Origin of the sequence: Methylocystis sp., assembly GCF_051062815.1 — a bacterium.
Lineage (GTDB): Bacteria > Pseudomonadota > Alphaproteobacteria > Rhizobiales > Beijerinckiaceae > Methylocystis.
The window spans coordinates 1-10820 of record NZ_JBPFDU010000057.1 but is presented as its reverse complement, the minus strand read 5'-3'; the positions used below and the strand labels follow the sequence as shown (position 1 = coordinate 10820).

The 10820-nt window shown below is 57.9% G+C and carries 10 protein-coding genes, 1 tRNA gene and 3 pseudogenes; 11 read left to right on the top strand and 3 right to left on the bottom strand.

Going from position 1 to position 10820, the window contains the following annotated elements; translation table 11 throughout:
• The 4 genes and pseudogenes from ACR65W_RS08730 to ACR65W_RS08715 all read left to right on the top strand — a co-directional run.
• Positions 1-347: pseudogene (locus tag ACR65W_RS08730) on the top strand (hypothetical protein); the annotation flags it as partial.
• Between the two features lie 154 nt (positions 348-501).
• On the top strand, positions 502-738 hold the full coding sequence (locus ACR65W_RS08725; RefSeq protein WP_434499715.1) for a hypothetical protein: 237 nt from the start codon (positions 502-504) through the stop codon (positions 736-738).
• A gap of 13 nt (positions 739-751) precedes the next feature.
• Positions 752-1313: pseudogene (locus tag ACR65W_RS08720) on the top strand (transposase).
• A 393-nt stretch (positions 1314-1706) separates the two neighbouring features.
• Positions 1707-3321 (top strand): annotated as a pseudogene (locus ACR65W_RS08715) (ISL3 family transposase).
• A gap of 305 nt (positions 3322-3626) precedes the next feature.
• Here ACR65W_RS08715 and ACR65W_RS08710 read toward each other — a convergent pair.
• Positions 3627-3770, bottom strand: a complete 144-nt coding sequence (locus ACR65W_RS08710) for a hypothetical protein (protein ID WP_175095663.1) — start codon at positions 3768-3770, stop codon at positions 3627-3629.
• A 589-nt stretch (positions 3771-4359) separates the two neighbouring features.
• On the opposite strand from ACR65W_RS08710, the gene ACR65W_RS08705 reads away from it, so the two are divergent.
• Both ACR65W_RS08705 and ACR65W_RS08700 read left to right on the top strand, forming a co-directional pair.
• Positions 4360-4527, top strand: a complete 168-nt coding sequence (locus ACR65W_RS08705; protein ID WP_175095662.1) for a hypothetical protein — start codon at positions 4360-4362, stop codon at positions 4525-4527.
• Positions 4528-4648: 121 nt separating this feature from the next.
• A tRNA-OTHER gene (locus ACR65W_RS08700) sits at positions 4649-4724 on the top strand.
• A 144-nt stretch (positions 4725-4868) separates the two neighbouring features.
• On the opposite strand, the gene ACR65W_RS08695 is transcribed toward ACR65W_RS08700, so the two are convergent.
• Together ACR65W_RS08695 and ACR65W_RS08690 are read right to left on the bottom strand one after the other, a co-directional pair.
• A complete protein-coding gene (locus ACR65W_RS08695; protein WP_175095639.1) occupies positions 4869-5303 on the bottom strand; it encodes a hypothetical protein in 435 nt (144 codons plus the stop codon).
• A gap of 418 nt (positions 5304-5721) precedes the next feature.
• Entirely contained in the window at positions 5722-5997 is a 276-nt protein-coding gene (locus ACR65W_RS08690; protein ID WP_175095661.1) for a hypothetical protein, read from the bottom strand.
• Between the two features lie 436 nt (positions 5998-6433).
• Between ACR65W_RS08690 and ACR65W_RS08685 the strand changes: the two genes are divergently transcribed.
• The 5 genes from ACR65W_RS08685 to ACR65W_RS08665 form a co-directional block, all read left to right on the top strand.
• On the top strand, positions 6434-7933 hold the full coding sequence (locus ACR65W_RS08685; protein WP_175095660.1) for a PLP-dependent aminotransferase family protein: 1500 nt from the start codon (positions 6434-6436) through the stop codon (positions 7931-7933).
• Between the two features lie 196 nt (positions 7934-8129).
• Entirely contained in the window at positions 8130-8822 is a 693-nt protein-coding gene (locus tag ACR65W_RS08680) for an RNA polymerase sigma factor (RefSeq protein ID WP_175095659.1), read from the top strand.
• A 21-nt stretch (positions 8823-8843) separates the two neighbouring features.
• Entirely contained in the window at positions 8844-9089 is a 246-nt protein-coding gene (locus tag ACR65W_RS08675) for an anti-sigma factor family protein (RefSeq protein ID WP_175095658.1), read from the top strand.
• A gap of 243 nt (positions 9090-9332) precedes the next feature.
• A complete protein-coding gene (locus ACR65W_RS08670; RefSeq protein ID WP_210327150.1) occupies positions 9333-10178 on the top strand; it encodes a multicopper oxidase domain-containing protein in 846 nt (281 codons plus the stop codon).
• A 27-nt stretch (positions 10179-10205) separates the two neighbouring features.
• Positions 10206-10820, top strand: a 615-nt coding sequence (locus tag ACR65W_RS08665) for a cupredoxin domain-containing protein (protein WP_434499714.1), incomplete at its 3' end; no start/stop codon positions are given.

Below are 10820 nucleotides of genomic sequence, written 5' to 3'. Positions count from 1 at the left end.
TGTCCCAAGATCGACGACATCGACTCAACGAACCGACCTTCACTCCCTGGATCCAAGCCATTTCGATCCACAGCCCCCTCCGAATCGAGCGTGAATCCTCAAAATATCCCATTCTGCCATCTTATGACACAGTAAAACTAGGTGGCTGGATATTGGCGGGCAACGCTTACGAAATGCGAACCGTCGTCGCCATGAGCCTGCGAACAGCGTTTTGGCTTAGTTTGAGCGCTGTTTCTGTAGTTCGGAGCCGTACCCTGGCGGTTCAATCAACGGACCAAGGGAATTCGCCGCCTGGCCATTCCATTTGTGATGCGGAAACAACTGCGCACCAAGCCAACGACAGGTGACTGTCGAATGAATAGTCCCATGGGAATATCCTTTGCTGGGGCGGTTCGATGGACGATCTGGCCTGTCGTAGCCGTTGGGATATCAGCGTGCGCTGCGCGGCCTGACGCGACCTCTTTGACTGTCGGCTACGAAATATCGGAGCCATATCGGAAGGTGACGGTCATTACGGCAACCGACCGTCAACGAGATCCCGCCGGCATTGGATACACTGCCAAGAGATCACCGCGATTGCAGTTCGAACGCTTCACACTTGCGATACCACCGGCGCACAAAGAACTTGGCAAGCTTAAACCAAAAATTCAGGCGAGTTCCACGCAAACATATCCCATCGCGGGACGAGAGGCGATTGTCGAAAAGGATATCAATATAACGGACGATACCCTTATCTAGGAGGCCAGCGGGGATGGGTGGATCATATTCTCAAGATTTGCGTGATCGGGTGATCGACGCGGTGGTTCGAGAAGGCATGAGCCGGCGCGCGGCGGAGGCGCGGTTTGGCGTCAGCGAGTCGGCGGCGATCAAATGGGTCGCGCGCTTTTTGCAAAGCGGCTCGCGCGCATCGGGCAAAATGGGCGGCCACAAGCGGGTGAAGCTGGCATCGCATCGCGCCTTTCTGGAGCGGCTTCGCGCTGAGAAACCCGACATAACGTTGCAAGCGCTGTGCGACCAGCCGCTCGACGAACATGGGCTCAAGGCCGACGCTTCGGTGATGAGCCGGTTCTTTCGCCGCATCGGCGTCACATTCAAAAAAAGACGCTCGTCGCGCGCGCCTGCTGTTCCTGCCCAAATACTCACCCGATCTCAATCCGATCGAGCAGGTCTTCGCCAAGCTCAAAACACTCCTACGAAAAGCCTGCGCGCGATCAATCGACGCCGTCAGCGACGCAATCGCAAAAATCCTGACGACCTTCACGCCAGATGAGTGCGCCAACTACCTCGTAAACGCAGGATATGTATATAGCTAAATGCAAAAACTTTAGGCGCTCAGCTGATGCTCCATGTCGGACGCTCATCTCAATGGAATTCTCGAACGCTACTGCGGTCTGCCACAGCCCGTTGAATGGACATGGCCCAACGATAACGAGTTGCGGCTAGTCGCCTAATCCCAGCTTTTTGCTGCTCTCCAGGTGTTTCGGCGCTTGGGCTTTTAAGACGCGCAGGGAGAAGCGGGGAGAAGCTTTCATGATCCGTTCATTCGCCGATGGCGCAGCCTTTCTCGGCTTCGTCACTTGTGCTGAGGAGATTGGCTTTCACAATTTCCTCGGTCTTGACCTTCGTGTCACGTTGCACTCAATTGGGGTCTGCGTCACTTTACGTGCTTTGGATTGCCGAAGCGGAACTCGGCGCCTCAATGGCGCATGACGAAGATGAAATTAGCCTTTGGGCCCGGAGTGGTTGTGCGCAGCGCTGTATTTCGGGAGAACCGGTGGTTCGTATCGGCGGATGGAGTCGGGGCGCGGTCGTGCCCCGGGTGCGGAGAAGCGTCAGCATCATGCCATAGTTGGCACCTCCGGCGCCTGCAAGACCTTCCAATCCAGGGCAGCCCCTGTCGTTCTCGAGTTGCGCCTGGGGCGGTGGCGATGCTTGAACGAGGGGTGCGCGAGAAAGACTTTCGTCGAAAGATTGACGACGGCGTTTCCCTTTGCGCGAAAAACGCAGCGCGTCAGCGACCTCGTGGGATTGTTCGGCCATGCCGCTGGCGGCAGGACAAGCGAGAAGTTGCTGGCGCGACTGGCGATGCCAGTCAGCGATAATGCGATTCTGCGGCAGCTCAAACGTCATTCATCCGAACGTCGCGACAGGGCGCCCCTGCGCGCCATCGCGATTGATGATTGGAGCTGGCGCAAAGGTTTTAATTACGGAACAATCGTTGTCGATCTTGAACGTCGGATCGTTGCAGACGTGCTGGAAACCCGCTCCGCCAAAGAGACCGCGGATTGGGTCAAGCAACTTCCTGAAATCGAAGTCGTCAGCCGCGACCGCTGCGGTCTTTACGCACAGGGCGTTCGGCTGGGAGCGCCGCAAGCGCGACAAGTCGCTGATCGATTCCATTTGCTGCAGAATTTGCGCGAAAGCATCGAGCGACACATGACCCGCGTCAGCCGCTTCGCCGGGCGTCCCCAACTCCCGCCGACCACCGGAGATTGTCACGCGGCGCGGCGTGGCGAGCGCGGCCGCGCGCGACAAGCTCTATTTGACCGGGTCAGTTTGCTGCGTGCCTCGGGCAAGACTTTTGTCGACATCGCTGCGCAGATCGGCGTCGACCACAGGACCGACGCGAAATGGGTCAAGACAGGTTTCCCGCTACACCGTCGCCGCTTGGCGTTGAAGCCGACTTCCCCGCTGTATTTCCAAGAGTTCCTTGCCCGCCGATGGGCCGAGGGCGATCGGGTAGGCCGACGTTTGTTTCACGACCTTCGACATCGAGGCTACACGGGAAGCTTCTCAAATCTGGAACGCCTTTTGTCGACATGGCACGCCACCGGCATCGAAAGGAGGCGGCCAGAACAGCAAATTAGAAAGTTCATTGAGAGCCGGGCCGTCGATCCAGCGACCGGCTGGCAAATCTCTCCGGTCATTGCCGCTTCTCTCTGCATGAAGCCGACGCGGCGACTCACGCCCGCCGAGAACGCTAAAGTCGTCGTTTTGAAACAGGCCTCCCCCAGCTTCGTGGTGATGCGCCAACTCGCGATGCGCTTTCGAAGCATTCTGCGCGGGGATGATCCGGACAAGCTCAATAAATGGCTTCATGACGCAAAGCATTCCGGTGTGCGTTCAATGCAGCAGTTTGCGCGAGCGTTGAGCCGAGATATCGAGGCCGTCAGGAACGCCATCGTCGAACATTGGAGCAGTGGCCAAGCCGAGGGGCAGATCAATCGCCTCAAGGCATTTAAGCGCGCCATGTACGGCCGCGCAGGCATTGAGCTGCTGCGAGCGCGAATGCTTCCATTCGAAACGGCCATGTGCACGTAAAGTGACGCAGACCCGATTTAACCAGCTTAACGAAATTCACGTTGGAAACGATAGTTCCAAGGCGCGCGAGTACGACTACGAATAGCTAAGCGAGAGCGCGTCGACGCGAAGCGGCGAAACCTTTGCACTGCTTGGCCCGAAGTCTCTCTAGCCGAACGCTGAACGCGCCGGAGAAGAGAAAGCGCCGCGGAAATGCGTTGCCGGGATAAAAAAGGAGACACGCTCATGAGGGTCACAAAAGCCATTCTTACTATCTTCGCGACCGCCGCCACGATCACTGCTGTCATTGCGGCTTTCGTCAAAATCTAAGTAACGAACGCCGTTGGCTCGCCAGCCTCGTTCGTCGTCGGACATGCGCAGCCAACTTCGGCAAAGCCGGCCGGATCAAACATCGCGAAGCCGTCGGCGCGGTCGGCGGTGAAATAGGCGCGAAAATCCTTGCGTTGCATTTGGTCCTGCCGACGCGCAAGTTGGAAAAGGCCAACCTACTCCGCGCCGGTTACCAAATCGCCCAAACGCTATCGGAAGCGAGGCGCGTCACGGACGCCGAGCCGACCACACTGTATTAATACGATAGGTCCAAGTATCTGACCGCCATTTTCTTCGCGAGTGGTCCTTGAGTGAAACGGCTTCCGCCACAATCCTGCGGCCTATCCACGATAGCTTCCCCCTGTTGCTGTCCTGGACCAGCGACGGCGGTCAAGTGGAGGCCATACCGAAGCCGCCGTCGCCCCATTTTTCTCCCTGCTACTGAACAGCGCCGGCGGCGCTTCGGCGAGCTTGAGCATTACATCGTTTATACATCACATTGTTCAGACCAATACATTCATATTCAATAGAGCCACAGCAGGTACCATTGGAATTACGTTCAGTGGTCCTTGTGACGCGCCGGCACTTTCACACAGTCTACGTCATCGACGACGGTGCCCCTGTAGCTGTCGCGATGAGGCGGCGGCGCGCGCGCAATTCCCGCCGCGCCGCCTCCCTATTCCGCCGGTCAACCGGCGGACAGGGCAATCTAAAGGGGAGGAAAGCAAAATGGCCTACAATGTTCACGGCGGCGCGGAAGTGGGAAAAATTCTGCTCTATATCGGCGGCTTCATCGCCTTTGTGATCGTCGCGCTGACCTGGGTTCCGGCGCTGATTTCGCCGGACAGCGCCAACATCACAGGCAATACCGGCAGCACGGCACGCATGATCCAGTGAGGGCCGGCCGACGCTTCGGGAGCCGTCTCTCCCGAAGCATCGGCTTTTCAACGTTGGGCTGTTGCTAACGGAAATCGTTTCCGGCATAAGGACGCCCTCAGCGGCGCTTGCCGCTACTGATGCGGGTGTAGCTCAGGGGTAGAGCACAACCTTGCCAATTTTTGCGTTCGAGGGTTCGAATCCCTTCGCCCGCTCCAGTTTCTTAAACCAAAAGCGGCTCTGCTTCACTCTCGGTGCAATTTAGAATCCTGCAGTGGTAGCATCCGCGCACGACGCAGTTAGATGCTCGCGCGTCCGCATAGAGCAGCGCCTTGCGCTCCAGATGATGGGGACGGACTTTGTCAGAGATTATGGCCGGCCTCCGTCGCTGATCCGGTCCGGCTTTCCTGAACATGCTCCAGGATCAACCGCGCCATCAGGTTGGTCAGTGCGGCCCGCGTCTCCACCGGCAATTCTTGCCACGTCGGCGCCGGCGCGCTCTGCCTTTCGTCTCCGAACAGGTCGATCTGCTGTGATTGTCTGGCTCGAGCGCCTGCACGTACTCTTCGGCTGTCCCTGGCGCCGATTGACAGCGTCGTTGGCGTCGATGCTGACATGGGCCTCTCTCCGATTCCGTTCGTGAGAGGTTCTGATGCGCCCGAAAGCGGAGCATTCGATGATGTCGCCCGAAGCTTAAACACCTCCCGAAACAGGTCGGCCAGCGCCGAGAGCGCCGTCATGTCGATAAATGGTGCGTCAGCCAGGGCCTGATCCGCCCAGGCGGCTCGCTCGAACACCCAGGCCGGAACCTTCAGCCAGCGATCCGCCTCAGATCCGCTCTTCGTGCAACGGAAAACGACGCCGTCAGACTTCTCGATCGCTTCATGAACGGCGACCTGAGCTCAAACCAAGGATGCCACGGATACAAAAGCTTCCGAAGCGCGGTCCCGCGGGCGTTCTCAAACCTTGTTCTATAACGAGGAACGCCCGCACGGGGCGATCGGGAACAAATTCCCGATCACGTTGCAACTGCGCGATGGTGGCCCAGCCCGTCATCGTGAATAAAGCCCGAAAGCTCTAACTTCGGGCGATCCAATGTTGGGGAGCAGAGCAAGTCAGGGGTCACTTTCGCCGGGGCGCCTTACGAGCTACCGTCTACACCCTCTCTTATCCGCAACGATGCACGCGCCATCCCTCTGTCGGAGCGGCTCAATGTTATCTGGAGTTTTGGGGGCAGCCGCACTTTTCATCGCAAGCCTTTTTGTCGGCAGCAACTTGTACAGGATCTACGCTGTAGCGCATCTTGCTGCTGATGAACTCGTCGTCGCACTTCCTCGCGCATAACGCCTGGTTGTCTTCTTCGCGAACGTCGCAGCTGACATTCGTCAGCAAGCCTTGAATGCGTATGCCGCGAATGCCTTCAAACGCAATAGACGGACCGATCAGTCCAGCGAACGAGGCAACTGCGATTATAATGGCACCAGTCTTCATTTTATCGTTCCCTCACAAGATTCTCGGGGGAGCTTAGTCCGCTTTTCTTGGAAGCGCTGTCCCAGCCAACTAAGCCATGCTTGTCGGGGCAGGCCAGAGAAAGCTAATTGGTAACGTCGCGGCGGACAGGTGAAACCGCCAACTTTGAATAATTGAAGGGTCCAATGCTGCGACCGTGAAGAATTTAGCTTGAACGATTCCTCGATCCCATCAGGATTTACATGGAAGCGAATCGCAGAAATCGTGCAGTCATATCAACCCATCAACTACAGCGCCTGAAGACTCCAGCAACGCCAAGGACGGCTTTGAGTAGCAGGTGCTGCCATGTTGAATCGTGGCTTTCTCCCTTGCGTGTGTCTTGACAGACTCGAGCGTGTTAATGCTAGCGATGTCTGGGCCAGTTGAAACCGCCAGCTTTGAAAAACGGAGGGGTCCAATGTTGCGACCCTGGGAATTCAGCCTGAGCGAAGACATCGAGCCACGACGCGACACGCCGATCTATCTGCAAGTCGTTCACGCTCTTATTCGGGACATTCGACGCGGACGGCTGCTTCCGGGATCGATCCTTCCGAGCACGCGCACGCTGGCCGATGCGCTTGGCGTCAATCGTAAGACGATCGTGCTCGCTTATGACGACCTTGTCGCGCAAGGTTGGCTCGCCACGAACGGAACGCGAGGCACCTTTGTTTCCGATCGGCTTCCGGAACCCGTCTCATTGATCCCAACTGACGGCCACGGCGCCAACCCGCCGCCGCGGCCAGACTACCTGTTCCGCGCCGCGCCTGAACCAATGATCATTTTTCAAGAGAAGCCAAACGTCACATTCGATGATGGCGTGCCGGATTATCGGCTACTGCGAACGAGCGCCCTGACCTATGCTTACCGGACGGCTCTACAGCGTGCGACGCGCGTCGGTGGCTTGAGCTATGGTGATCCGATGGGCTCCATGGATCTGCGTCAATTGATCGCGGAGATGCTTTCGACGCATCGTGGAGTCATCGGGACGCCGGAAAACATCTGTATCACGCGCGGAAGCCAAATGGCCATCTTCCTCGCGAGTAGAATCCTATTGGCGCCAGGCGACACCGTGTTGGTCGAGGGCTTGAGTTATGCGCCGGCCCGCGACGCATTTGTCGCTGCGGGCGCCGACGTCATTGGCGTGAGACTGGATAGCGAAGGGGTCGACGTCGAGGAGGTCGAGCGATATTGCCGGCAACGGCGAGTGCGAGCCGTTTACGTCACGCCGCATCATCAATTTCCGACGACTGTGTCACTCAAGGCCGACCGTCGATCGCGTCTGCTCGATCTGGCCGGCCGGTTCGGGTTCGCGGTTCTGGAAGACGATTACGATCACGAATTCCATTATGATAGCCAGCCCTTACTCCCCATGGCGAGTTACTCCCCACACCGGTCGATCTATATCGGGTCGACGTCCAAGCTTCTCGTTCCCGGACTTCGCGTCGGTTATGTCGCGGCGCCAAAGGAAGTCATCAAATCCATGGCCAACGAGGCGGCGATCGTCGACAGACAGGGCAACACGTTGACAGAGCTCGCCGTTGCCGAATTGATCAAGTCGGGAGAATTGCGTCGCCATGCTCGTAAGGCGCTCCAAATTTATCTGAAGAGGCGCGACGCGTTCGCGGCTTCGCTCCAAAATGCGCTTGGCGATTTGATCGAATTCAGCGCACCAAGTGGTGGCTTGGCGTTCTGGGTGAAGTTCCCTGATCCATCGACGCTCGACGCCATCGAGGAGAATGCGGCGTCTCAAGGCTTACGCTTTCTTCCTTCCAGATCGTTCGAAACTCCGCCCTATCAAGGCAGAGGCTTACGCCTCGGATTTGGCAGTCTCGAACAAAGCGAAGCCGAGGAAGCTATCTGGCGCCTGTATCGGGCGGCGGAAATGGGCGTCAAGCGTGTTTCGTCGATGAGACGTTGATCGTGATTGCGTCGTCGGCGCCTCGAGCGATCATGGATCGCGTCGTCAGCCGCCGTTCGTTTCCTTCTCCGAAGAGCGGACGTTTCAAACGCTCCGTAGATGGATGGCTTTTGCGCGGATGTGTTGTTAGACTGTGTCGTTGAATGTTCGCGACGCCGAGGCGGCCGGCTGCGTCTGGAGCCATGACGGACAGATAATGCAACGATCCAATTCAGAGTGGCTGACGGCGCTGCGGGAGGAAGGCAGAGGCCAACAGTCGGCGCTTGCGGACCTTCGAGCGAGACTGCTCGCGGCGATTCGGGCCTATTTGGCGAAAAGCTACGCGACGCGAGAATCATTGCGCTCAGATGAAGCGCAGCACCTTGCTGAAGATTGCACACAAGAGGCCATTCTCATTATCCAAGCAAAACTTGGAGACTTTCGTGGCGAAAGCCGGTTTATGACTTGGGCTTATTCGATCGCCATCAGGGTCGTGCTTGGGGAATTGCGTCGTCGCCGCTGGCGAGAAACTACCATCGAACGTGCGCAACTTGGTCAAGTTCTGCCGGTTTGGCCGATCGAAGAGCCTGGACCAGAACGCAGTCTTCAGCAGCGCGAAGCGTGGGCTCTACTAATGCGGCTCATCGACACCAGGCTCACGCCTTTGCAGCGAACAGTGGTCGTCGCCCATGCTTTTCAAGGAATGCCGCTGGACGAGGTCGCAGAATGGCTCGGCTCCAACCGAAACAGCCTCTATAAGCTCATCCACGACGCGCGTAAGCGGCTCAAGCAGGCTTTGCTCGAAGAAGGCGTCACGCACAAGGATCTTATTGCCGTGTTTGACGAGCCGGGATCCGGATCCCATCTTCTATCGGAGGGTAAGACATTCTCCGTTCAGCGCATCTCATAATTGGGTGTGCCGGAAACCGACATGAAACAAAAAGACTTTACCCGCCTCATCGACACCGTCTTCGCCGCGAAGAGCGGAGAGGAGATGCTGTGCACGCAATATTTTGATGAACTTCCACGTTACGTGGACATCGAGATTTCCGGCCAGGACGCCGGGGCCATGCTGCCTGAGGTCAAGCACCATATGCATCAGTGTCCCGAGTGCGAAGAGGTTTATCTGGCCCTTCGCAGACTCGTGGGCGGAGAAAAATCTTCACCTCCGAGGTAAGACCCCGACGTCCCATCGCATCTAAGTCGTATCGGATCGAACCGGCTGGCGCGCGATCGCAGTGATCGCGGTCTTGTCGTGCGCTTCTCGGTCCGAAAGGAGTATGATGCGATGATAAAATTCCGCGGGCGGTTCGGGTTTTCACTCTCGTTCGCGCTATTGCTCATATGGCCGGGCACTTTTACGGCGGCGAGCGCAGCCTCTGCTGGCGACCAGCATTTGATCACGCTCAAGGCAAGCGCAATGCCGTCAGGTCAGCTGGCCTATGAAATGGTCAGTCACAAGGTCAAGTCACCCGCAGGAAAAGAAAGCGACCTTACCGAGCGATATGCGAGTGGCGCCACCATCCCTGGACCCACGCTCGTCATGAAAGAGGGGGACGTCGCCGAAGTGACCCTTCAACATGGCATTGCTGATGCGCAGCTGCCAGTCAGCATTCATGTCCACGGCGTGCACTACAAGATCGACAGCGATGGCACGATGAAGCTCTTGAATGGCGTCGCCGACGAAGCCGCGTTCCCTGGCAAGCCTTACACATACAAATGGACAGCCGCGCCCGGAACGGCGGGCACTTGGGCCTATCACGATCATACCTTCGGCAATCCGATGCTCGGGGCCGAGGACAAGGGGCTGTTCGGAACGCTCATCATCAACCCAGCAAGCGGCAAGGTCCCCGCCCTCATCGATGGCAAAGTCGTTGACGTCGATCTCGCGGAGATCAAACGAGAGTTCATCCTCTGGATGCACGAAACAACCTTCTGGGGTCAGGAGCTCAATCACATTGTCGAAGGCGGAAAGGAAATTCCGTTGTGGACCAATCCGACCGTTGGCGCGCGCATGGGCGAAAAGGTGCGCTTCCACGTCATCGGCATTGGCACCGCGTTCCATACTTTCCACCTCCATGCGCATCGCTGGATCGAGCCCGGAACAACCGCAGGCGTCGACACCGTCAACATCGGCCCAATCAGCCGCACCTCCTTCGTCGTTAAAGCGGGCGAAGGCGTAGGTCCTGGCGATTGGCACTACCACTGTCACGTCATCCAACACATGCAGTCCGGAATGATGGGCGATTTCCGCGTCATCGAATAATCAATAACGAAAATGGGAGTTAAGGGCATGAACCGCGCAACGATCATGAACTGCGTATCCTTTCTGACGCTGGCCGTGGCGACGACCTCGCTGGCCGCGCCGCTGGCGGCGCAGGCGAAAGACGCCGTGAATTCTGACGACGTCATCATCAGCCGCCCCGGCGTCCTACCGTCGGCCGTGCTGGAGATGACCGACGAGCCCGGCAAATGGTTTAAGGACCCCAAGAGCGGCGGCTCGCTCGTTGTGGTGAAGCCTGGCGAGGCGGTGCTCATCAAGATGACGGACACCAATACGGATCACACCATCACCAGTCTCGCCTGGCAGCCGGGCGCCGACAAATTCCCGGTCGATCAGGAGAAGCCGTCGAACGCCAGCATCACCCATACCTTCGACAAACCGGGGCTCTATGTTTTCACCTGCAAGGTCCATCCCTACATGTTCGGCGCCGTCGTCGTCGACGATCCGAAGACGGAAGGGCTGGACATCGGCGGCGAATTGCAACTCGTGACCGGCGCCAAAGTTCCGACGACAAGCGACATCGCCAAGAAGCTGCTCCGCACCTTCTTCGTCGCCACGACGCCGGCGCTATGGCGCGACTATCGGCAGCCGAAGTGGGAGGTGAAGCTTCCCGATCTCGGACTC

Bases quoted from the DNA above. Each gene is read 5' to 3' on its own strand.
- ACR65W_RS08705 (WP_175095662.1), top strand. From the start codon at position 4,360: ATGGCCTACAATGTTCACGGCGGCGCGGAAGTGGGAAAAATTCTGCTC.
- ACR65W_RS08670 (WP_210327150.1), top strand. From the start codon at position 9,333: ATGCCGTCAGGTCAGCTGGCCTATGAAATGGTCAGTCACAAGGTCAAG.
- ACR65W_RS08675 (WP_175095658.1), top strand. From the start codon at position 8,844: ATGAAACAAAAAGACTTTACCCGCCTCATCGACACCGTCTTCGCCGCG.
- ACR65W_RS08680 (WP_175095659.1), top strand. From the start codon at position 8,130: ATGCAACGATCCAATTCAGAGTGGCTGACGGCGCTGCGGGAGGAAGGC.
- ACR65W_RS08690 (WP_175095661.1), bottom strand. From the start codon at position 5,997: ATGAAGACTGGTGCCATTATAATCGCAGTTGCCTCGTTCGCTGGACTG.
- ACR65W_RS08685 (WP_175095660.1), top strand. From the start codon at position 6,434: ATGTTGCGACCCTGGGAATTCAGCCTGAGCGAAGACATCGAGCCACGA.
- ACR65W_RS08710 (WP_175095663.1), bottom strand. From the start codon at position 3,770: ATGCAACGCAAGGATTTTCGCGCCTATTTCACCGCCGACCGCGCCGAC.